Here is a 21,358-nt window from a genome sequence, read left to right on the forward strand (position 1 = left end):
AAAACGATGAAACGTTTATTGCTTAATAAAATCCTCGCTACCATCGGGGACACCATCAATGATACGGAATATATGGTTCTTCTCGATTTAATTGAACATATGGATCAATTGCAAACCTACAGCATTCGAGAAGCGGCAAAAAATAATTATGTATCCACATCAAGCATTTCCCGTCTTAGTGTCAAAATGGGGTTAAGCGGCTACAGTGAACTAAAGTTTTTTTTGAAACAACAATATGATTATCTTGAGGACAATCAGAATGACACTGATTCATCGATAAACAAAATGGCCTCAGTTTTGCTGAATTCGTTTCAGCAAAACTATAAAAACACGATTACCCAACTAAATGAAGAGGACTTAGAACACTTTATTCAACTATTATCTCATTCTTCCTACATAGGTGTGTGTGGCTCAGGAATTTCAGAGATTGTCGCCACATATTTCACTCAGCGGTTCCAAATCATTGGAAAGGATACATGGCTGGTTAACGTAAGCGCTCCCGGCGGGATCTATATGAACCAACTAGCAAAAAGCCAGCTAATGGTGGTGTTCTCAAGATCAGGTGAATCATCGTATACCCTATCGAAGGCACAGATCGCGAAACGAGAGGGAATTAAAATCGCAGCGATAACAAGCAGCAGGAACAGTACTCTGGCGGAAATGGCTGATTTGATTCTCCCGATATATGGTTCAGGGGAACCTCTTGATGTGTCCTATAACATAACGTCATATAACTCGATTGCGGTGCTTTTTATTGACCTTTTGCTTCAGTTGTATATGGATAGTGTACCGAGTGACAGTCTAGAGGAAAAAAAATAAGTGGTGGCTTATTCTGAGTTACCTGCTCCTCCGTGCTCACCCTTGCTTAGATCGCAATCATTGACAATCTCCCTTCTGTAATTATCTTTAAGAAGTAAGAATACCTGCTTTTATTAGTAGAAGTCCTTTAATGATTTTTTTATGCACCTCGCATCCACCTCTTTTGAAGGTATACAATTACGTCTTGGTTACTTGCTGTAAGTAATAAATCGCGCCATTTTGGTTGATTACACTATATTCTGGTTCAAACCGATATTCATTTCGTTCAACAGCACCCATTGGCCCAATGACCCTCCTTAACGAAGTATATAAACATAACAATTAATATTTCACAAATCTACAGTTAACAATCTTATAATTCATATTGTCTTTTCAATCTAGCAAAAAAATGCAAGTTCGCTCTGGGATTTGTTCAGGTAGTACGAGGAAGAACTGCCCTCTTAACACTCTGAACAATGAATATGGATAAACCTACCTGTAGTGACACCCTTAATTTGTTTAAATTAATGTGATCAGGTGAATATAGATGGTTTTCCAACAAATCCCCATCAACCGTTGTGTCCTCGTTTAGTCAATTTCACTTAAAGAGGGATCTTTTTTTATTATGTACATTGCTTGCGGGACTGGACTGAATATAAGATTAGCAGGATTTTTATACCGTCGGGTGGATCGTGATCATCCCTGAATGTTTAAGGAAATTCAGGAGCGATCCTTTCAACCCACATACAAATAAAATTACTTTTGTTTTTGTATCCATGCTCGCTTCCGTAAACGATTGCGTTTGAATGAAAATAATATCTCATTCCTATATAATTGATCTCTTTAAAGGGGCACATTTTCAGTTTAAAACAGAAAAAAAATGGACAAAATTGAAAATAGCTCCGATTATAAGGGGCACTGAAAACTCTCTGAGCCATTAAGCGCTAGGATCCCCATCCTAGTGCTTTTTGGTATTAAATAAACCTCCTTGCTCTCCCAAAAGAGTAATTTCCTCAAATAAGGGATGCATAGATCCATTATAATAAATTTACCTGAACGGACATGGATTCTTTTTTTTGGACAAGATCATTGATGCCAATTTATTTTCTCATATAGGAGTTACTCTATTAGAAGCAATTTTCGGTTTCATATTAGGAACCATACTTGGTACTCTTTTTGTGTCCCTTTTATGGTGACTGCCATTTTTTCCAAATTGCTTGAACCGTTAGTTTTCCCACCATTATTAATGTCTTAAAAGTAAATGTGGGTCTGGCATAGGTTGGTGTGATCATGGAGGAGTTTCTCGTCGCCAAAGAAGGCATCGGTTACATGGTATATATGATTTCTAAGTATTTAATTTCACTCTTGTCCTGCTCGGACTTCGTTATTGCGATCCTGGCCACCATTATGTACCACTCGTTGATATTCTTGAACGAAAACTGGTTAAAAAAGGTAAACGACAATTTATTGGTCTCTTCTGGTTTTTACTTTTGAGGGATAGCACCACTTTTTCTTTGATACGTTCTTTTCCAGATTCCCATCAAATATTCTAACTGATTCCAGTCCATTTCCTATTTTTTCGCCTTTTGTTTTTATTTTTCATCAAGATTAATCACTCCTATATTCCTTTAATCGTGCAGCATTGGTTTCAACTTGTTGATAATATGGGTTAATCGATCAGCATTTTTGTTGTATACTCTTTGAGCATCCTTAGATTCGGTTTGCAGCGCAAACATTTCTAAATCGGCCTGACATTTTTTTAAGGAGGCTAAGAGTAATGGCTTTTCCTGGGGAGAAGGCACTTGGATTTTATCATCAAAAAGATCCATCGTTAACTGGCCATATGAATCAACTTGAGCCAAAAAGACATTATCGAGAGAAACTCCGGCTTTATCTAGTTCCTCATTTAACCACCCTCGGTTTAATCCACGATTGGACAGGGGCTCATCTAAAATGTTTCCATCCATAATGACAGTTTGGGGTTCTTTGATAGGGGCAACTTTAATATGAAGATCTTTTGCAGTAAGAGGCTGGTTTTCCTTTTTTAATAAAACACTCAGATGTCCATTCGGCTCTAGTAAAGCATATTCAACGTCAGATACTTCAAAAACATTTTTATCGCGAAGCTGTTCAAGCAATTCATCAATGGTATACCGTTCCTTTTTTAAATTATCCTCCATTATTTTACCGTCTTTTATTATAATTCTTGCCTTACCCTCTGCAAAATCCCTTATTTTTTTACTTTTCATGGAAAAAAGTCCAATGGCAAAAGGAACCAACGACCAAATGCTCATACTAATGAGACCATGTATGATATTTCGTTCCAATCCCATCGTGACTTCTGCCGCAATACTTCCTATGGTGATCCCAGTTACATATTCAAAAAAAGACAATTGTGATAATTGTTTTTTGCCCAGGAACCATTTTGTTAATAAAAAGAGGGTGATCAAAAAAATAAAGGAACGTACAACAATATCTACCCAATCTAACATAACAATCTCCTTTTATCTCGAATTTCTATTTCCCTTTATATTGTGGTTCTTCGGATTCAAGCTGTGCGATTCTTTGTTTTAAATCTGAAATCGCTTTTCCCACCTCTAACATACACTCATGAAATAATTTTTTCGCATCGTCTTCAGAAGATTTTTGCGCTAAATTACTCAGTGTTGCTTCTGCTGCTTTTAACGTTACCATGCATTGTTTGACATTGGATGCTACTGTCATTTGCGGACCTCCCTTATCCTTTGGGTTTAAATAGTAATGCTCCTATCATTCCAAAAATGATGGCTGCGGATATACCCGCACTTGTTACCTTAAACATTCCGGTGATCACACCAATAATGCCATGTTTTTCCGCTTCTGCCATGGCTCCATCCACTAGAGCATTTCCAAAGCTTGTAATTGGAACCGTTGCACCGGCTCCTGCAAAATCCATTAAAGGCTCATATAAGCCCACCCCGTCAAGAATCGCACCCACGACAACTAAAGTGGCCATTGTATGAGCAGGAGTCAATTTAAAAACATCAAACATAATCTGGCCGATCACACAAATCGCCCCACCAATGACAAAAGCCCAGAAAAAAATTGCCATTTACTCTTCACCTCCATATTCGATGGATACCGCATGAGCAATGCAAGGAATCGTTTCCTTTTGCTGAAAAGTTAAAGGAGATAGAAGAGCGCCTGTTGCCACGACAAGCATTTTCTTAAATTCCCCTTTTTTCATTCGATTTAATAAATGCCCGTAAACCACCGTTGCAGAACATCCACAACCGCTTGCTCCAGCCAGTACAGGTTGTCCTTCCCGGTAAATCATTTTTCCGCAATCCTGAAATTGACCCTTCTTGAAAGACAAACCGTGTTTATTCATTAAGTCGAGAGCGATATGATGGCCGATTTTACCTAAATCTCCTGTAACAATGAGGTCATAATAGGAAGGTTCTATTCCACGATCTTTTAAATGTGCCTCAATGGTATCTACAGCTGCTGGTGCCATAGCCCCGCCCATATTAAATGGATCGGATAGTCCCATATCGACCACTTTACCAATCGTTGCAGAAGTCACGCGAGGTCCCTTTCCCTTGTCACTTAAGAGGGCACTTCCCGCTCCAGTTACCGTCCATTGGGCGGTTGGCGGTTTCTGCCCGCCATATTCTGTCGGGTATCGAAATTGTTTTTCTACCGCCGCATTATGACTTGCAGTTCCAGTCAATAAGTACTTTGCGCCTTTCCCATTAACGATCAATGCACCTAGAGCGAGACCTTCCATTGAAGTGGAACACGCGCCGAATAATCCTAAGTAGGGAGCTTCCAGTGTTCTGCAGGCAAAACTCGTCGACGTAATCTGATTAATGAGATCCCCGGCTAAAATAAATTGAATATCTTCTTTTCTTAGACCGGCTTTTTCAATCGCAGTGTCACAAGACTCTTCAAACAAAACCGTTTGTGCCTGTTCATAAGAATCTTGGCCGAGCCATAAATCTTCGTGAAGAAGGTCAAAGTCTTCAGCGATTCGCCCATTGGCTTCAAAGGGTCCCCCGACCGTTCCGGTTGAGATAATCACAGGCTTATTTTCAAACACCCATGTCCGATGTCCATTTAACATTTAAAAACCTCCATATTGAATAATAAGGGTTTTAATGATGGCAATAACGAATGCAGAAAATACACCAAATAAAATAACTGAGCCCGCTAACTTAAACATGTTGCTGCCGACACCAAGAACAAATCCTTCTGTCCGGTGCTCGATCGCAGCGGAGATGACAGAATTTCCAAAACCCGTAACCGGCACCGCTGTACCCGCACCACCAAACTGTGCCATCCGGTCATAGACTCCAAACCCCGTTAACAGCATAGAAATGAAAATTAAAGTAGCAACAGTCGGATTCCCTACATTTTTTTCTGTAAAATCAAAATAATTAATATACATAAAGGAAATGAGCTGTCCTACTAAACAAATAAAACCACCCACGAAAAATGCTTTAATACAATTGGATAGTACGGGTCGTTTGGTTTCCCTTTCTTCTTGAAATTTTTGATATTCTTGTTGAACAGGCGTTACTTCTTTATTGTTATTAGCCATGGAAAGGTTCCCTTTCTACAAAAAGAATTTTTTATGCTTCATCCGTCGCTTTAGCTTTTATCTTTTGAAGCTCTTTATCAATTTTTTTCGAGTTCATTTTTGGTTCATCTACTTTATTTTCCAATTCCTCAAGTTTTTTTAAAATTTTTTGATCGGTACTGACATACACTTTCAGGTCGGGAAATTGTTTCTCCAGCCGTTTCTTAATTTTCTTTCGCAGACTTTTTAACTGAAAGCGTTCTAAATGTTTTGGTTTTGCCGCCACAAACATCTCCTTATCAGAGTTTACTGCTTTAACATCGATGATTTCTTCCATAGAAAGAACCTCTTTTTTTGCCTTTTGAGAAGCAGACTGTTGGGTTTGGACATAGGCAATTTTAGTTGAATTTTCATTCTTTTTTTTACTTTCCTCTTTTGGTTTATTACAGCCGCTATTCAGTAGCAGTAAAATCAAAAGAGGAATCAAAATACCCTTTGGTTGAATTTTTCTCATACGATCACCCGTTCCTCAAATATGTAAATTGGAAAAGGATGACATGGTCACCCTTCTCAATCGGTTTACTGTTGTTTATATTGTGGCTCTTCTTGTTCAATTTCTTGTAGACGCGGACTTAAAGAATCCACGATTGTCTGGGCTTGTTGGGCGCAGTCTTGAAACAATTGCTTTGCCTGCTGGTTTTCAGTATCAAGAGCAAAAGTCTCAAGACTTGCCTGAGCACTTTTTAATCCTGCCAAGGTTGTTTTTAAATTGCTTGCGACTGTCATTTGTTTTCCTCCTTTAATTGAACCAAAAGTTCAAGCATTATGTTGCCAAGCTTTTATGAGTATTATCCTTTCCAAAAAATGGGTTTAAAAAACAGAAATATTTCGTAGAGCCTGACAGTCCAAACCATTGATTTAGAAACAAGATGAATTTTTTCTTTAGTTTTCTAAACGAATTCCAGCATATGGTCTGAAAAAGTTGTATACTTACATACCCATTTACACATGTTAGAGAATAAAAAAGGAGGGTTTTTGTTGATGTTGATTCTTTGGCTATACATAATAAATACGATCTTTATGTTTATCATAGCGATTCGTGAGGTTCGCCGGCCAGCCAAGGCCTTGAATTGGTTAGCTTTCTGCCTCATTTTGCCTATCATCGGTTTTGGACTTTATCTCAGTACAACCAATCCTGTTCGTATTAGTCGAAAAAAATTGATTTCTCCTCATCATGAGTCGGACAAGTTGCCTGATTCATTTAGCCGCTCAGCCTCAGTCATCGCTCATGCTTTAGGGCAATTAAGTGTTCACGGACTTCGTGCGGGAAAAGTCCAAGTACTGATAAACGGCATTAAAACCTATGAAAAACTCCTTGAATCCCTACAGAACGCCCAAAAAACGATTGATCTAGAATATTACATCTACCGGGATGATCAGATTGGCAGACGCATCACGGACCTACTGCTGGAACGGGCCGCATCCGGCGTGAAGATCCGCTTTGTGAGAGACGGTTGGGGTAGCCGCCAGTTTCCGCAGCGTAAGATCACTGAGATGATGAATGCAGGGATTGAATGCCGGACCATATTTCCATTGCGTTTCCCTTGGATGTTCTCCAACTGGAATTATCGGGATCATTGTAAGATTGTACTAATCGACGGAAAGGAAGCCTTTACAGGTGGGATCAACGTAGGGTATGAGTATACAGGTTTAAAGCCAGAAGTGGGATTCTGGCGTGACACTCATTTGCGAATCACAGGTGAAGCGCCTGTCGATTTGCAGACTATTTTCGACAGCCACTGGAACATCGCGGCGCCGGAAAGGATCAAGTCGAAGACAACACAAGATCAAGAAAAGCAACAAAACATTTCAAAATCGCAGATACCGGGCAAGACAGGTGTTTCCGTAGGGTCGGCACAATGGCGTACTGAAATGGACACGTTAGAGGATATAGACACTTTCTCAAGGATAGAACCATTGCAGAAAGCGTACATTCAAACGTTAGAAGGCAATCCTGGCATTCCAACGCCGGTCGTCCGGGAGGCCTACTTTATTCTGGTGACACAAGCTACCAAAACCATTGATATCACCACACCTTATTTTGTGCCCGATGAAGATATTATCCTTGCTATAAAGACAGCTGTGGCCCGTGGCGTCCGAGTAAGACTACTGGTTCCTCGCCACGTAGATCAAAAAATTGTGGGTCTTGCAAGCCCCACCTTTTACGGAGAACTGTTGGAATCAGGGGTTCAAATCTACCTGTACGACAAAGGGTTGTTACATGCGAAGGTCATGATTGTCGATGAGGAGATTGCTGAAGTTGGCGCTGCAAATTACGATATAAGAAGCTTTCGGCTTAATTACGAGGTGTGTGAAGTCGTTTACAGTATCGATGTAGCACGGGATCTCATAGAGCAATTCGAGCGTGATCTTAGTGATTCGTTGCAGCTGACCATGGAAGATTTACAGCAGCGCTCTCTTTCACAACGGATTATTCAGCAGGGAGCTCGCCTGCTTTCTCCATTGTTATAAGTAAATGTAAAAGAACAAGCATGTGACCCATTTAATTTTACTTTACCCCGAGTATTTAAGAAAAAATGATGCTGTCTTCACATACGGTCCCATAGATATTTGAAGATGATCAATAATCTGTCTGTCCATGTTGGCTCCTTTCCCACGGGTTTTAATAAATCCCCCCATACCACGGACATCCACAATTAACGGGGTAGCAACCATAGGTTTGCAGGATAACCATAGTAATATCTTTTAAAATGTCCAGGTGGATGGTGACCAGGGTTAGAGCCTGTACTGATGAGACTGCGTCCCGGAATCAACAAGTTGCTGAATCAGTTGTAATTGCTGTGTTGTAAGTATGTATCCTGTTGGTGGCGCCGTACCCCAATACGGAAATTCCCGTGAAGAATCATCCCCAGCCTCTGTTTTGGGTTATCAACGTAGTTTGTTATCAAAGGTTTCGCTAATCCTCTTCAATGTATGTGATTTTTGACAAATTGCATTAAAGCACCAGTTTTGTTAAAGCACTTCCATAGAAACAGGGAGTGTTTTTTTTGTTTATTTGACGAATACTATATAGTGTTAAATAGATTTTTTCGCAGTTAAAACTGAACGGGTAACTATCTCATAAAAAGCCACTATTGATTAAGAAGACTTAACTTTATCCGTAGGTCTCATTGTGCAGCCTTAATTCTTTTCCAATATTCATTCTAACCATCGCTTTTTCAATGCTAAATTTAATAAACAAAAAGATCTGAAAAATTTACACTGGGTTGTATTTAATATCAGTGCTCACATTCCTTACTCAGGTCTAAAAAGGTTGCAATATCTAAATAGTCGTAGGGTGCATCTCCATAATAGAAGCTACGCTCCCCAAGTCGAGTTACCATTTCGAATGGTCAAAAGAAATTCAACACTTACACCTCCTTTTTATAAAATTGAAGAACAATAAATATAGAGCCTAATCCTAGCTAATTCCTTTACTTGTAAAAGATAAAAACAAATTATATAATTAGATTAGAGAAGGCATAATATAAAAAGAACCCTGATGCGGGAACATCAGAGTTCTACAGCTACCCGCAAGAAGTGCGGCGGCTCGAATCGAACATGAGAAGAAAAAGTAATCACCCATTAATTCGTCTGGCCAGACAGGGTGGTTACTTTTTTGTGTTTGAGATGATTATTACGATTAAGGTTGCGAATGCTATCATGAGTGTTAAAGCTTCGTAAGTAGTCATCATCGGTTACACCCCCCTTCTTAGGGGATGCCACCGCCACCCTGCTCTATGTAACTGCATTTTAATTATACCATATCAGCCTGAAATCAACCTTGAAGACCCCATTTTGGCAGGGTTTTAATTAGATACTTTTACATAACCAGCATTACTGACTTTATTATAGTCTCTATTATTAATAATAAAGAATAATACATGATCCCTTTAGAGCGTATGTTCGCTTTTTGTACATATCATTCAAATGATATAGTAAATAGTTAATTGGAGTGTTTATGATGTTAATTATTGAAGGACAAAAGGTTAGAGGGTTCTTATATAACTCGCTCGTAACTGCGAAGAGTGATTTTTATAAACTACTTTTATAGGTAAAAGTACAGCTATATATAGCTTTAGCACGGTCAATAAAAATGATCCGGTCCTCTAGTTTTTGCTGTTACCGGACAAACCTGCAGGAAAAAATATCTCTTCAACTAAACCGAATCTAAGGTTCCGATTACCAATAACACATTTAAATTCCTTGTTAATGAAACGCCACCCAATGGCAGGCTTTTTTTGCTAACGGAATTTGGGTCTTTGCCCTTGTGTTGAACACATCCAGTACTGCGATACTATTTGAAATCCTATGAATTGATGATGGAGCCTAACTGGGGAAAACAAAGGAGAAAAACACAAAGCTCCTTTTTACTAACTTTTATTGGTTTATTCGACAAAATACAAATGTACACACAATCGTATATGCAAGCATAAACGATTGTAAAATATTTTTTCATACAACCAACCTGATTATTTGAGATGTAATTATGGTCTATTCGAGTTGTATTAGTTCTCATAGGCTCACATTCTAAAAAACGCCATTTACCTAGATGAAATTGGTTTGATATGATATACCATCTCCCGGCTAGGCTGTTGTGGGTTCTGCAGCAAAAAGAGTTAGTCAAAGTCGGCGGAACTGAAGTAATACTTTTGATGTACGTTTGATTGCTGCAACAAATCGAGGTTTAGAGACTATAATATAACAATAAAAATGTTGTTTTTGTTCATTTTCACATATGATTAGGCATTATCATCAGAACAGTTTTTCTATACGTTTATAAACTGATAGAGAAGTCCTTCTAATTCAATTTTATGAAGGGAGGTTTTTTATTGGTTAATCGACACCAGCAGCCTGGCGCATGGATTCCAGGAGGAGTGATGGTGCAACAACAACATAGTCATCATAGCAGCAGCCATAGTCAGCATAACATGCCACACACCCAGGACGCTCAATGGCCGCATGGACATCATCCTCACCATATCCATTGGTCACATGGACACCATGTACCTCACCCTCACACCCCCCCGGCACATTGGACACCTGTACAACATGGGATGCACACTCATCCTGTACATTGGATACCTGGGCACCAGGGACAGCATCAGTCACATCCTATACATTTTGTGCCTGGACAGCAGGGGCAGCCCCAGTCACAGCCGACTCACTTTATGCCTGTCAGTACCGGGCTCCATTATTGTAGATTTACAATTCCATGAGCATGTATCCAAAGTAGTTCTGAAATTCTGCGAACACTACGTTACAAAGGCGCATAAAGCTTATCAGTCACTATTATAGAACAGCTTAAGAAAGACTATGACATAGGGAGTATCGGCCACTGACCGATTGAAAGAGCTGTCGCAATATTAACGAGCAATAGGAAACACAGATGGTCCTCAATTACGACAAAAGTTTTCTAATTTTTCTCCTGGAGGTTTGCCTTGTGAGTATGTCAATGGGGAATGTTATGGATCTTAATATTACACATGAAAAATTGAACGGTACACATTATTTGGAATTAGTCGGAGAAGTTCAGAGCTACACAGCACCCAAGTTAAAAGCAATACTTTTCCCTTTGTCCGAACAAACTAAACAAAAAATCATTATTGATGTTGAGAAAATTGATTTTATAGATAGTGTTGGGTTAGGAGTGTTCGCCGGAGCAATTAAATCATCGATCATGAACAATAGTACGTTAATACTAAGAGGCATGACCTGTCGAGTCCGCCGACTATTTGAGATAACTGGGCTTATAGAATTGATCTAAGTCAGGTATGTGCCCTTTGTTCAGATTGAAAAAGAAGAAATGCCAATAAAGGGAAAGTTAACCAAAAAAGGGGCGGCCATTCAATCTGTATTTCTATCAACAAACGATTGCAATGCGAAGGCTTATGGACTCCTTCACCGACTATTGCAACGAACGGTGACTGCAATGCCTCGTTGGAAGAAACAAAAACCCGCTTTCAACTGAAAATTTGAAACGGGTTTTACTGTTTGACAGTCATTAAGTTATATTGCCTTTGATACGTTGAATTTTATAAACTGCATTCCATAGTATTAACAGCGCCCTTCTTTGTTTGAAGGGACATCTTTGCGAAAAGAACGGTCAGGGGGCTAAGTTTGTGAAGTTTTATATTCATGCTGAATTGGTTCTTTTAAACTAAGAATGATTAGGAATTCAAGAATAAGTAGGAATCCAAAGTAACCAAACACAAGGTTATAACTGTTTGTTGTATCCAAAATAGCTCCTACGATCATTGGGGAAAAAAAACCGCCTAGATTGCCGCCGCTGTTTACTGTAGCTATCGCTACTGGGTAGGTATCTCTGGTGGTTAAACCCATTGGATATGCCGTAAAAGCAGGCCAGCCTATACCAGCAAGACCCAGGACAGAGAGCAACAAGCGCTCCGTTATATCCGGTATATTGATAATAACAAACATCATGTCGGCTGCAGCAGTAGCAGTTATTAACATAGTAGGTTTGCGTCTTTTCTCGAAAACTTTATCTGATAAAAATCCGCCCAGAATAGCTCCCAATAAACCGCCAACAGCCGGCATCGATGCTATGAATCCCATTTTCATAAAAGAGTAGCCTTTTGCATTCACCAAATAACTTGGAACCCAAGTCAAAATTCCATATATTACACTGTTCATTAAAAAATAAGTGAGGATATTTCCCCAAATATTCCAGGAAGCAAAGACACTTTTAAATGTAGTTAAAGGTGCTACTTTTTGATAACGAATGAATTTGTCGAGCCAGCCAAAGGATTTTTCCTTGCCAGAATTTACTTGGATTGCTTCACTTTCGCGAATATACCTAGCTTCCGCTTCGGAAACATTTGGAGAATCCTCAGGTTTAGTTCTTCCGATCCTTTGATTTGTCAGAAATGCCCGGTGATCTCTCAGTGTACAAAGAGTAAAGTCCATCGAAAGTGGATTAACCGGCATGTATGGGAAGAATTTTTGGAAGAGGCAGAACACCTCCGCCATACGGACTTACCTTCGCTGCCATGAATCTTAAAGAACTGGCAAACTGGTGATTACAGCCATTAAAACTTACCGCATCTGCCATCTTATTTACCACCGAGTGACGTATGCTTTACCGTTTTGTGCCAATTTACTGACCATCTCACACAGGTAAGCCCTACAGGCCAAAGTCATTGGGTCTGCAGGGCTTCCGTTTTGCTTTCCTCAAGGTGCCTCAGGCACCGTTTATCTCTGAGCTAATCCGTGGCGCTCGCGCATAGAGACCTCCCCATCAATCAATATCTGATAGGAGTCATGGATGATCCGGTCGAGTATCGCTTCTGCGATGGTTTCGTTCCCTAATCTCAAGTGCCACCCGCTAGGATCGATTTGTGAGCAGTAGATGGTGGAGACTGTTTTATGTCGGGACTCAGAAATCTCAAGCAGAATTGCTGCTTCATCAGTCGTCAGATCAGTTAAAAGCCATTCGTCGAGAATGAGTAGGTCCACTTTTGTGTATTTTTTGATGAGTCGTCGATAACTTCCGTCAGCTGCCAGCTTCGCTAACGTGAGTTCATCAAGCAGTTCGGGTAATCGGATATACCGCACTCTGAAGGATTGCCGACAAGCTGATACGCCAAATGCGGTCGCAAGGTAAGTTTTTCCCGATCCTGTCGGACCCTTCAAAATCAGATTATGGCCATCCAAGATGTAAGCGCCACTGGCCAGCTTCAGTATCTGCTCTTTGTTCAGGCGGCGATCTGCGTGGTATTCAATATCTTCGATACAGGCATTAGAATTTATGAAAGAGGCGGCGTTGATCAGCCGATGCAGCTTATTGTTTTTTCGACGGGAATGTTCCAAATCGACGAGTAACGAAAAGCGCTCATCAAAGTCCATTTTTTGAAAATCTCTATTGGACGCCTGTTCCGCATAGGCCTCGGCCATCCCATTTAATTTCATTTCATTCAACTTGGTCATCGTTTGCTCATTCATTGGTATCCGCCCCTCCGTAATAGGCTGCTCCGCGCATGAAGCCATAATGGTTGTTGGTGCTTTCTGCCTTTCTTTTCAGCTCTAGCTCGGCATCACTTTTTTTGTTGTTCGCCAATAAGGTTTGGATACCTTTGACCGTAGGTCTGGCGGTCATCGAGATGATCATCTTACAGGCACGCTCAATTTCATACTTAGAGTATCGCCGTTCTGTCTTCTTCAGTGAAAAAATCGATTGAAGGGCCAACTTTTCTGTCTGCGAAGAGTCCAAAAGGTAGTGAATGACTTTTAAAGTGTTCCCACCGATGCTGCCCGCCCATTCCTTAGCGTTCTCTGGTGTCTGGTCGACATAGAGTTTATGGTTGTCAGGCATGTGGTCATGGGTCGTGGCCAACTGTCCAAACTTCCCATATAATCTTTTGTGAGAAGCGATTCGCATATGGTTGAAATAGATCTCGACGAGATTTTCTGAGAGACGTACCTCAACTTGCCGATTGATGTATTCATAAGGGACGGAATAAAACATGCTCTCGACAGAGACATGATAATCTGGTCGGACTTTAGCTGTCCTCCACTCAGACATTTTGTACGGTATTTCGGGAAGAGGAGAAAGGGCAAACTTCTCTTCTTCTTCAAAGGCGGAGAATCGACAACCCTGCTTTCGTGTAAAGGATCTGTGATTGAACTCTTCTAATTTTCCGCGAACCTCCCGGTTCAACTCTTCGATGCTGAAGCAGTGAGTATTCCTTAGTGCGGCGATAATCCAAGTGGAGATGACACCAACGGACCCTTCGACACTTGGCTTGTCTTTCGGAGCCCCTACTCGCGCGGGCATGACCACTGTTCCGTAATGGTCCGCCATCTCCCTGTATGTCGGATTGAGGACAAGCTCGCGCAACGTATGTTTGGTGACGCCGGCTTTCAGATTGTCTGGAATGACAATCTGTGTGCTTCCCCCGAAGTACGAGTACGCATGGTTATGGGCCGTGATCCAAGCGGACAAGTTCATGGACAAACTGGCTTCCGCATAAGACAACTGGCTGCACGGCAAGGTCGCCACGAAAATATAGGCTTTCGCTTTTTCACCTGTGTCCCGGTCAATGATGAAGGCGGTGGAACCGGCCCAGTCAACTTCCATGACTTCTCCTGGTTTGCGGCGGATGCGAAGCGTTGCCTTGTGTTTGTTCGCATAACTACTGTAATGGCGCACAAAACTCCGATAGGAGTAAGGAATTTTCTTGTTTACACGGCACTCCGTCTCATATTCATGATGGAGGAGCGACAACGTGACATTCGGTTTGGCCAGTTCTTTGTGGATGTGGTCAAAGTCGATGGGCTGCCTTCCTGAAGCCTTCAAAGATTTTTCAGGGAACAAAAATTCCTCGAGCCATTTGTCGGTCACATCTTCGTCTAATGGTTCTTTCAGCCCTTTTCTCTCTGCTCGCTCAATCACCTCCGTCACTTTTTGTCTCGAATTGCCTGTGCTTGACGCGATGCTTCTTAAGCTGAATCCTTCCTCCTTCAACCTCAAAATCCTGGAATATTGAAGCATAAAAAATACCTCCTATGTATCGATGTCACACCTGAGGATGTGCACATCAATTATATAGAGGCATTATATTTGTTTGGTCGGTATCATGTCATCAACTGGTAAATTCTTTGTCACTCTTTGGTAAATAAGATGTCAGACGTGGTACATTTCAATGGCTGTAATCAAACTGGAGCTTAATCTTCCTATAAAACACGACAAACCCCTTTTCAAAGAATTTTAAAAGGGGTTTGTCTACGGTCTGAAGGTTACTCAAAGAGTAAGCTTAACCTCCGGTATAAACACTTTCACATGTTTCAGGTTGTGGTTCATAATAACAATGATTTTTAAATTGACCAGATGCAGGTTGACCGTACCATGTTGGAGGGCATGGACCATATGGATTAAAATACCAAAGAGCATATTTTGATGGGTGTTCTCTCCAATAATCCAAAGTTTGTTTTGCTAATCTTTTTTCAGAAGATCTTGCCCTTTGATAAAATACATTCCCTTTTTGAACAGCTTCAAAGGAAAAATTTCCTCCTTGTACTTGATAAATAGCTTGGGAAATTGTTCTTATACCTTTAAAGTCTATACAATCTGCTTTAACACGATTAACAACTACATTTCCAACATATAACATTCCCTGTTTTCCTTCACCTTCGGCTTCTGCTCTCATCATCCTTGCTACTAAGGCAATGTCCGAACTTCGGTAACTTACTCTTGGCATTTTTTCACCCCCAAAATAAATTATGAAAAAAAGCCTACATTCATGTCTTTATTTATAAAATAAGAATGCTTGGTTTTTAAAGCTTATAGTTTTTAAGTAAAATCAAAACTATCGCATTCTTTTTATACCTTTCTTCAACTAAACTGCCCCTATTGTCAAGGCCGGTTATAACTTCCCCAAAATGTCCGGTATAAAAATCCCCAGTTTTCTATTTTTCGAGCTTATCCTTGTTGCGTTTTTCCTTCAGCCGATAGCTTTCACCATTCAGGTTAAAGATGCGTGAATGGTGAAGCAGTCGGTCTAATATGGCTGTTGCGATAACCGGATCGCCGACCATTTCTCCCCATTCACCGAATGATTTATTGGACGTTAAGATAATGGATCCCTTCTCATAACGTCGGGCGATGACCTGGAACAGGTAGTGGGCATCTCCGATATCCAGTTTCATATAGCCCATCTCATCGATAATTAAAAGCCTAGGTTTTACAAAAGAACGTAATTTCTTTTCCAATTTACCATCGGAATCGGCTTTTCTCAGCTGAATAATTAGGTCGTGAGCAGATACAAAATAGGTTTTATACCCTTGAGAAATGGCCTGAAGGCCAATGGACACAGCTAAGTGTGTTTTTCCAATGCCAGGCGGTCCCAGAAAGATAGGATTTTCATGTTCTTTCAAGAAGGAAAGAGTCATTAGTTCTCGAATTCTTCGCTCATCAATCGTGGGCTGGATAGAAAAATTAAACTCATCGATTGTTTTTCTAAACGGCAGCCTCGACAGTTTAAGAAGGGTGGTTGTTGATCGAACTTGTTTTTCAACGACTTCCGCCTCTAATAAACTGAAAAGAAACGAGGAGTATGGTACATTATCTTTAGCTGCTTGATCTGCTAACGCTGACCATTGATCAGCGATAACGGACAAGTTTAGCTTTTGGCAGTACTCCGTAATCTGCTTTTTCATGATTCACCTCTTACGAGGTCATCATAGGCAGACAGAGGACGGGTATTGACCTCTACCGAGGGAACAGAATGCGGGGCGGCAACCACGGCAGTCTGTTTCCTTTTTATTTTTTCAGCTAGAGAAACCACGGTCGTGTGCTGATTCAAGCCTTGAATCTCCGTTCCCTGATGGAACAGACGGATTTTACCGTTCAATAATTTCCTTAATCAATATTTCCTTGCCTGCATATTCCTTTGCCAGAAGCCATCTTTGGCCTTTATACGAGAAGGTGCCATCAAAGTGTGTCTTTCTTTCTGTATGTACGATAGCTTGTGTCGTAATCTAGGACAGGTATAGAATGCAGCTTTTCCTCTGACCATTTCACTTGCGGTGACCACTCTCTTGTTGTTTCATTCTTTTTTCTATTTCAGATTCTGTCGAGCCACCGGGATACCTGATGGTTAATATCCTCAATGGAATAAGTAAACCGTTCCGACATAAAAATGGTTCGTGATATATTGTATAGCTCGTTCGACTTTTCCTTTTGTCTGAGCCCGGTAGGGCCTACATGCTTTTGGAATGAAATCATAGTAAGAGGCAAATTCTGAAAACCTCTGGTTCCACTTCACTATCCCTTGTTCACGTCCATCGGTTACCGTCCGCATATTATCAAACAATACCGTTCTTTGAATGCCCCCAAAGTACTTAAAACTATGGACTAAGCACTGAAACACGTGCTCCTGATCTTGGGATAAGGTGAACTCTACATACTTCATCCTTGAGTGGCCTAGTATGGCCACAAACATGGATATTTTCACTTTTTCTCCGTTTAAAATCACGGTTCCAATCTCTTTCCAATCCACCTGCATCTGTCCTCCTGGCAGAGTTTCATATCTGATGGTGTATTTTTTTCTCGCATTGTCCCGAAAAGGCTTTAAGTAATCTTTCAGGATGGTTTTTCCTCCTTGATAGCCCAGTTGGCGAATTTCATCCAGCAAACGCTCTCTATTAAAAACATGGTCTTCCATCATACGCCTATGTAAGTACTCTTTATAAGCATCGAGCTTGCTTTTTTTCTTTCGGCTCTGCTTCGAAGGAGCAGTTGCAGAGTGGATATGTTTTCGAATCGTTTTCCGATCCATCTGCAGCTCCCTTGAGATGTCTGATATGCTCATTCCTTTGTTGTACATATCTTTGATCATTAAAAATCCCCTCTACTTATCATGAACCATGGCTCCTCTCAAACCTATGGTTCTATTTTAGATGGGGGATTTTAACATCGGCTTTAACAGCAGACCAAGAAAAGTTCTTACAGCTGCCAGCAAAAGAGCTTGACTGTGTGCGCTATGAAGAGGTCAAGGCAGATAAATACGGCTATGTACGAATCGATAACAATACATATTCGTCTTCCCCGCGCTTTGCGAAACAGAAGGACCAAAAACTTATTAAAACAAAAGCCTCTCGCTATTTTGTCATCTGATGCATTATCATCAGTTGCTTATAGCCCCGAGCAAATACTAATTGCAAAAATGTGCACCTTTGTATTATATTTTGAACTAGAAGATTCTTATATCTGCTAGTAAAAAAATTCAAATCGGCACGAACCGATTCTCACAAAGAAAAACCCTTGGTATATTCCTTATATACCAAGGGTTTTTTAATATTAACCGATTGCACCCTCCATCTCGAACGTGATTAATGAAGACTTTCATAACATATTCAATCGTTGCATAACCTTGTTAAATCATGGTTTTCCCTATTTCCATCTTTAAACCTTTTCAATGGTTTTCAAATTCAGTTGGCACAAAATTGGCACGAAAACGAAATGGATGCGTTCCCTAAAACAATTACCGTATATTTTCCATGACTTTTTCTCTTTCACATTACTTACAAAATTTACTCCAGTCCAATTTCAATATCCCCTTTTCTCTCAGATAAGAGAATTATACATCTTATAGGGAAATATTTACTATAGTGTTTTTACATACTGGAGATTGGGGTCGAACCGACACTCCTGAAGGAACACGATTTTGAGTCCCCATCAAGAACCAAACTCTTGCTAACAGCATTATATATGAACTCGTAAACTTTTAAGTAAGATCAATATTTCTTCTTGTTGAACTTACATAGCCCTTGCTTCTTATATTTTTGGATAAGCTCTACTTCAAAATGCCTTGCATCTTCTTCCTGATAAAACTCTCCGACGAACTTAAGCAGCTGAATTAAGTTAATACCTATTTATTAGTGTATTTGGCAATAAAAAAATGCATCAAATGGCAATTAAAAATGCTGTCTTGCCAACATCGCTCTTATGTTCCATTTTTACTTCGTTTGAAGCAACGATTCCCGATAACGATGGCTTTCGCCACTGAATACCACCAGATGTGAATGGTGTATGAGGCGGTCTATGACAGCTTCCGTTAAAATGGGATCGCCAAATACATGGTTCCATTGCCCAAATTGAAGGTTTGTTGTGATGATCATGCTCTTTGTTTCATAACACAAAGAGATGACTTGGAAGAGAAGTTCAGCTCCTTGCTTGTGAAGAGGAATATAACCCAACTCATCAAGAACGAGTACATCTAGTTTCTCAATCTGTTTGAATAATCGGCTCAGCGAGCCTTTCTCGTGGGCATCTAAGAGCTGGTTCACCAGGGATGCAGCGGTATAGAACTTCACTTTCTTTCCTTGTTGCTGAATGGCGTGGAGGCTAATCAGACTGGCCAGGAACGTCTTTCCTGTTCCGACCCCGCCATAAAAAATCAGGTTTTCCTGATTCTCCAAAAACCCGCCATGCAAAATATAATCTTTCGTTAAACCTTGCCCCAGCTTGATGTCCTTCCAGTCAAACGGGGTTCCGGCCACCTTCGGCAGCGTTGCCTGCTATAGTAGGAGATTGGTTTTTCGTTCCTCACGATGCTGAATTTCATGTTCCATTAACCGCAATAAATACTCTTCGTGACTCTCCGCCTTAATTTCATGATAATGCTCCCGAGTCCAGCTTAACTTTAAGCGTTTGGCGTATTCCTGAATGTTTGGGTTCATCCTGCGTCACCGTCTGTTTCCATCAAATGGTCATAATGGGCCAGCCCTCTAACGGCAGAAGGCACATCAGGTAGACCTTTCTGTACATCAATGTTATTTCGCTGACCTCTCCCATTAAGAAGCTGATAGAAGATTTGTTTAATGGAGTCGACCGAAGGATGACCACACTCGGAGGCAAGACGCAGAGCTTCTGTAGGCATTTGAAAGTCATGTTCCTTCAAGAATACAGAGAGCAGCTGGAGAGCTTGCTGTTTCTCATGAATCGTACACTGCTCAAGATACGTCTGCCATTCCTCCGGAAGTTGCTCGTAAAAGCCGGTGTATTTGATGGCCGTAGGCCGTTTGGCCATCAGCGATAGATAAGGCTGCCATTTTACCGATTGTTTTTGCTCTCCATATAAGCGTTCATGGCCAACAATCAAGTTGAAATCCTCGGTCAATAACGCCACTTGATTGTATGAAATCTTTGCCAAAACCTTCTGTTTGGCAAAGCGAGGGGAGGAGGAGTAGATCTTATTTTCAATTCGAACATAGCCATACTTATCTGCCCTAACCTCTTCATAACGCACACAGTCAAACTCTTTTGCTGGCAGTTGTAAGAACTGTCCTTGGTCTGCCATATATAGTTTGGCAATGAGTTCTTCCTTCTGGTAATGGTTTCGATTTCGGTCTTTCTCTGCCTTCCTCCAGAAAGTTTGATTCAAGTCCTCCAGATTTTGAAGGGGCAGCTCCGGAATCAGGAAGTTATTGCGTGTGTATTTGACCATGGCTTCGACATGGCCTTTTTCATTGCCACTGGCGGGATTACAGAACTCCGGCTTAAATCCATAGTGAAGAACGAAGTTCTGAAAGGATTCCGTTAGCTCACGCTCTCCATGCGGCAATATCTTTTTGACGGCGGCTGAAAGGTTGTCAAACCGAATGGCCTTCGGCACTCCGCCAATGTAGTGGAACATTCGTTTCAGGCCTTCCATGAAGCACTCTTTATTCTGAGCCGGAAAAGCTTGAAAAAGAAAAGCATTGCTGAACGGGAAAGACATGACTAAAAAGGGAAGGACCACTTGTTGTCCGTTATGTAGAAAGGGTGCTTCTCCGAAGTCTACCTGGGCGGTACCCGGTTTTGCTTCTAAAGGTAAGGCGGCCTGTTCCGTTTCCTCTGCCAGTTTGTTCTTCTGCTTGGATACATAATGCCGGACAGAACGGTCAGAACCTTTAAATTCATAGTCCTCCACCAACATGTCATACATGCGTTTCGCTGTTCGTCTGAATTTCTTTTTCTTTTTGAAATCCTCTTTAATCCATGTATCCAGTATCAATTTCACCGGATCCATCACTTTTGCGCTACGTACCTGAACCGGTTTGATTTCTGGACTAAAATCCTCCATCTCCGCATACTTCTTTACGGTTCTTGGATCATAGGCTAGTTTTCTCGCAATCTCTCGATAAGCATTACCTTTTCTATTTGCCTCGTGTCTGATATAATCAATTTCTGCCATTGCTAACATCTCCTGAACTCATACCTCCTGTTGTTGAATTGCCCAAAAAGGAGTGTATGTTGATATGAGGATGTTGGCAAGGCTTTTTTTATGCCCTGAAGGGATACATAAATTAACTGCCAAACGCTACATTTTTAGAATGCCATAAACAATTAGTTGTTTTATTTTTTGAAATGAAGTTTTATAAATCTTTGCTATGTCTTTGCTATGTCTTGATTTATCATTTTATCTGTCAAATGTTGAA

At 40.7% G+C, this 21,358-nt stretch carries 20 protein-coding genes and 4 pseudogenes; 6 read left to right on the forward strand and 18 right to left on the reverse strand.

Annotation, left to right across the window (positions count from 1 at the left end; genetic code table 11):
• Positions 1-6 precede the first annotated feature (6 nt).
• Positions 7-819 (forward strand): MurR/RpiR family transcriptional regulator, encoded by an 813-nt coding sequence (locus QNH15_RS19760; protein ID WP_283889884.1) that lies wholly within the window; start codon positions 7-9, stop codon positions 817-819.
• Between the two features lie 177 nt (positions 820-996).
• Here the strand turns inward: QNH15_RS19760 and QNH15_RS26140 are convergent, their stop codons facing one another.
• Entirely contained in the window at positions 997-1,098 is a 102-nt protein-coding gene (locus QNH15_RS26140) for a DUF5370 family protein (RefSeq protein ID WP_289474426.1), read from the reverse strand.
• Between the two features lie 990 nt (positions 1,099-2,088).
• Between QNH15_RS26140 and QNH15_RS19765 the strand changes: the two genes are divergently transcribed.
• Positions 2,089-2,292 carry a hypothetical protein gene (locus QNH15_RS19765; protein ID WP_283889886.1) on the forward strand — a complete coding sequence of 68 codons (204 nt, stop codon included), beginning with the start codon at positions 2,089-2,091 and terminating at the stop codon, positions 2,290-2,292.
• A gap of 134 nt (positions 2,293-2,426) precedes the next feature.
• Here QNH15_RS19765 and QNH15_RS19770 read toward each other — a convergent pair whose 3' ends face one another.
• The 7 genes from QNH15_RS19770 to QNH15_RS19800 all read right to left on the reverse strand — a co-directional run bounded on the left by QNH15_RS19770 (position 2,427) and on the right by QNH15_RS19800 (position 6,145).
• Entirely contained in the window at positions 2,427-3,290 is an 864-nt protein-coding gene (locus tag QNH15_RS19770; protein WP_283889888.1) for a DUF421 domain-containing protein, read from the reverse strand.
• Positions 3,291-3,315: 25 nt separating this feature from the next.
• On the reverse strand, positions 3,316-3,522 hold the full coding sequence (locus tag QNH15_RS19775; protein ID WP_283889890.1) for a DUF1657 domain-containing protein: 207 nt from the start codon (positions 3,520-3,522) through the stop codon (positions 3,316-3,318).
• 13 nt (positions 3,523-3,535) lie between these two features.
• Complete coding sequence (gene spoVAE / locus QNH15_RS19780) at positions 3,536-3,889, reverse strand: stage V sporulation protein AE (RefSeq protein ID WP_091004498.1); 354 nt, start codon at positions 3,887-3,889, stop codon at positions 3,536-3,538.
• A complete protein-coding gene (gene spoVAD / locus QNH15_RS19785) occupies positions 3,890-4,903 on the reverse strand; it encodes a stage V sporulation protein AD (RefSeq protein ID WP_283889892.1) in 1,014 nt (337 codons plus the stop codon).
• On the reverse strand, positions 4,904-5,380 hold the full coding sequence (spoVAC, locus tag QNH15_RS19790) for a stage V sporulation protein AC (protein WP_091004493.1): 477 nt from the start codon (positions 5,378-5,380) through the stop codon (positions 4,904-4,906).
• Positions 5,381-5,411: 31 nt separating this feature from the next.
• Complete coding sequence (locus QNH15_RS19795) at positions 5,412-5,873, reverse strand: YhcN/YlaJ family sporulation lipoprotein (RefSeq protein ID WP_283889893.1); 462 nt, start codon at positions 5,871-5,873, stop codon at positions 5,412-5,414.
• A gap of 65 nt (positions 5,874-5,938) precedes the next feature.
• A complete protein-coding gene (locus QNH15_RS19800) occupies positions 5,939-6,145 on the reverse strand; it encodes a DUF1657 domain-containing protein (protein ID WP_283889894.1) in 207 nt (68 codons plus the stop codon).
• A gap of 255 nt (positions 6,146-6,400) precedes the next feature.
• Here QNH15_RS19800 and QNH15_RS19805 point away from each other — a divergent pair, with 255 nt between their 5' ends.
• On the forward strand, positions 6,401-7,891 hold the full coding sequence (locus QNH15_RS19805; protein WP_283895672.1) for a phospholipase D-like domain-containing protein: 1,491 nt from the start codon (positions 6,401-6,403) through the stop codon (positions 7,889-7,891).
• 1,139 nt (positions 7,892-9,030) lie between these two features.
• Here QNH15_RS19805 and QNH15_RS26265 read toward each other — a convergent pair.
• Both QNH15_RS26265 and QNH15_RS19810 read right to left on the reverse strand, forming a co-directional pair.
• A complete protein-coding gene (locus QNH15_RS26265; protein WP_354005837.1) occupies positions 9,031-9,114 on the reverse strand; it encodes a putative holin-like toxin in 84 nt (27 codons plus the stop codon).
• Between the two features lie 1,141 nt (positions 9,115-10,255).
• Positions 10,256-10,531, reverse strand: coding sequence for a hypothetical protein (locus QNH15_RS19810; protein ID WP_283889896.1), 276 nt, complete (start codon positions 10,529-10,531; stop codon positions 10,256-10,258).
• 337 nt (positions 10,532-10,868) lie between these two features.
• Here QNH15_RS19810 and QNH15_RS19815 point away from each other — a divergent pair, with 337 nt between their 5' ends.
• Positions 10,869-11,186 carry an STAS domain-containing protein gene (locus tag QNH15_RS19815; RefSeq protein ID WP_283895674.1) on the forward strand — a complete coding sequence of 106 codons (318 nt, stop codon included), beginning with the start codon at positions 10,869-10,871 and terminating at the stop codon, positions 11,184-11,186.
• 347 nt (positions 11,187-11,533) lie between these two features.
• Here the strand turns inward: QNH15_RS19815 and QNH15_RS19820 are convergent, their stop codons facing one another.
• Positions 11,534-12,346, reverse strand: a complete 813-nt coding sequence (locus tag QNH15_RS19820; protein ID WP_283889897.1) for an MFS transporter — start codon at positions 12,344-12,346, stop codon at positions 11,534-11,536.
• Between QNH15_RS19820 and QNH15_RS26270 the strand changes: the two are divergent.
• Positions 12,284-12,412: pseudogene (locus QNH15_RS26270) on the forward strand (transposase); the annotation flags it as partial. The gene QNH15_RS19820 and the pseudogene QNH15_RS26270 overlap by 63 nt on opposite strands.
• Positions 12,413-12,631: 219 nt before the next feature.
• On the opposite strand, the gene istB (QNH15_RS19825) reads toward QNH15_RS26270, so the two are convergent.
• The 5 genes and pseudogenes from istB (QNH15_RS19825) to istA (QNH15_RS19845) all read right to left on the reverse strand — a co-directional run bounded on the left by istB (QNH15_RS19825) (position 12,632) and on the right by istA (QNH15_RS19845) (position 17,798).
• Positions 12,632-13,381, reverse strand: a complete 750-nt coding sequence (istB, locus tag QNH15_RS19825; RefSeq protein ID WP_283889899.1) for an IS21-like element helper ATPase IstB — start codon at positions 13,379-13,381, stop codon at positions 12,632-12,634.
• Positions 13,374-14,930: an IS21 family transposase gene (istA, locus tag QNH15_RS19830; protein WP_283889901.1), complete on the reverse strand. Its 1,557-nt coding sequence runs from the start codon at positions 14,928-14,930 to the stop codon at positions 13,374-13,376. Before istA (QNH15_RS19830) ends, istB (QNH15_RS19825) begins: the two co-directional genes overlap by 8 nt.
• A 262-nt stretch (positions 14,931-15,192) precedes the next feature.
• Entirely contained in the window at positions 15,193-15,636 is a 444-nt protein-coding gene (locus QNH15_RS19835) for a cell wall hydrolase (RefSeq protein WP_283889903.1), read from the reverse strand.
• Between the two features lie 208 nt (positions 15,637-15,844).
• A complete protein-coding gene (gene istB, locus QNH15_RS19840) occupies positions 15,845-16,594 on the reverse strand; it encodes an IS21-like element helper ATPase IstB (protein ID WP_283889905.1) in 750 nt (249 codons plus the stop codon).
• Positions 16,591-17,798, reverse strand: a pseudogene (gene istA, locus QNH15_RS19845) (IS21 family transposase). The gene istB (QNH15_RS19840) and the pseudogene istA (QNH15_RS19845) overlap by 4 nt, the downstream one beginning before the upstream one ends.
• A gap of 72 nt (positions 17,799-17,870) precedes the next feature.
• On the opposite strand from istA (QNH15_RS19845), the pseudogene QNH15_RS26275 reads away from it, so the two are divergent.
• A pseudogene (locus tag QNH15_RS26275) lies at positions 17,871-18,005 on the forward strand (Mu transposase domain-containing protein); the annotation flags it as partial.
• Between the two features lie 890 nt (positions 18,006-18,895).
• Here the strand turns inward: QNH15_RS26275 and istB (QNH15_RS19850) are convergent.
• Both istB (QNH15_RS19850) and istA (QNH15_RS19855) read right to left on the reverse strand, forming a co-directional pair.
• Positions 18,896-19,618: pseudogene (gene istB, locus QNH15_RS19850) on the reverse strand (IS21-like element helper ATPase IstB).
• Positions 19,615-21,123 carry an IS21 family transposase gene (gene istA, locus QNH15_RS19855; protein WP_283889907.1) on the reverse strand — a complete coding sequence of 503 codons (1,509 nt, stop codon included), beginning with the start codon at positions 21,121-21,123 and terminating at the stop codon, positions 19,615-19,617. The pseudogene istB (QNH15_RS19850) and the gene istA (QNH15_RS19855) overlap by 4 nt, the downstream one beginning before the upstream one ends.
• Between the last annotated feature and the right edge of the window lie 235 nt (positions 21,124-21,358).

The organism is Fictibacillus enclensis (genome assembly GCF_030123385.1).
Lineage (GTDB): Bacteria > Bacillota > Bacilli > Bacillales > Fictibacillaceae > Fictibacillus_C > Fictibacillus_C enclensis.

Coding starts and splice junctions, on each gene's coding strand:
- QNH15_RS19760 (WP_283889884.1), top strand. CDS start 7: ATGAAACGTTTATTGCTTAATAAAATCCTCGCTACCATCGGGGACACC.
- QNH15_RS26140 (WP_289474426.1), bottom strand. CDS start 1,098: ATGGGTGCTGTTGAACGAAATGAATATCGGTTTGAACCAGAATATAGT.
- QNH15_RS19765 (WP_283889886.1), top strand. CDS start 2,089: ATGGAGGAGTTTCTCGTCGCCAAAGAAGGCATCGGTTACATGGTATAT.
- QNH15_RS19770 (WP_283889888.1), bottom strand. CDS start 3,290: ATGTTAGATTGGGTAGATATTGTTGTACGTTCCTTTATTTTTTTGATC.
- QNH15_RS19775 (WP_283889890.1), bottom strand. CDS start 3,522: ATGACAGTAGCATCCAATGTCAAACAATGCATGGTAACGTTAAAAGCA.
- spoVAE (WP_091004498.1), bottom strand. CDS start 3,889: ATGGCAATTTTTTTCTGGGCTTTTGTCATTGGTGGGGCGATTTGTGTG.
- spoVAD (WP_283889892.1), bottom strand. CDS start 4,903: ATGTTAAATGGACATCGGACATGGGTGTTTGAAAATAAGCCTGTGATT.
- spoVAC (WP_091004493.1), bottom strand. CDS start 5,380: ATGGCTAATAACAATAAAGAAGTAACGCCTGTTCAACAAGAATATCAA.
- QNH15_RS19795 (WP_283889893.1), bottom strand. CDS start 5,873: ATGAGAAAAATTCAACCAAAGGGTATTTTGATTCCTCTTTTGATTTTA.
- QNH15_RS19800 (WP_283889894.1), bottom strand. CDS start 6,145: ATGACAGTCGCAAGCAATTTAAAAACAACCTTGGCAGGATTAAAAAGT.
- QNH15_RS19805 (WP_283895672.1), top strand. CDS start 6,401: ATGTTGATTCTTTGGCTATACATAATAAATACGATCTTTATGTTTATC.
- QNH15_RS26265 (WP_354005837.1), bottom strand. CDS start 9,114: ATGATGACTACTTACGAAGCTTTAACACTCATGATAGCATTCGCAACC.
- QNH15_RS19815 (WP_283895674.1), top strand. CDS start 10,869: ATGTCAATGGGGAATGTTATGGATCTTAATATTACACATGAAAAATTG.
- QNH15_RS19820 (WP_283889897.1), bottom strand. CDS start 12,346: ATGGACTTTACTCTTTGTACACTGAGAGATCACCGGGCATTTCTGACA.
- istB (WP_283889899.1), bottom strand. CDS start 13,381: ATGAATGAGCAAACGATGACCAAGTTGAATGAAATGAAATTAAATGGG.
- istA (WP_283889901.1), bottom strand. CDS start 14,930: ATGCTTCAATATTCCAGGATTTTGAGGTTGAAGGAGGAAGGATTCAGC.
- QNH15_RS19835 (WP_283889903.1), bottom strand. CDS start 15,636: ATGCCAAGAGTAAGTTACCGAAGTTCGGACATTGCCTTAGTAGCAAGG.
- istB (WP_283889905.1), bottom strand. CDS start 16,594: ATGAAAAAGCAGATTACGGAGTACTGCCAAAAGCTAAACTTGTCCGTT.
- istA (WP_283889907.1), bottom strand. CDS start 21,123: ATGTTAGCAATGGCAGAAATTGATTATATCAGACACGAGGCAAATAGA.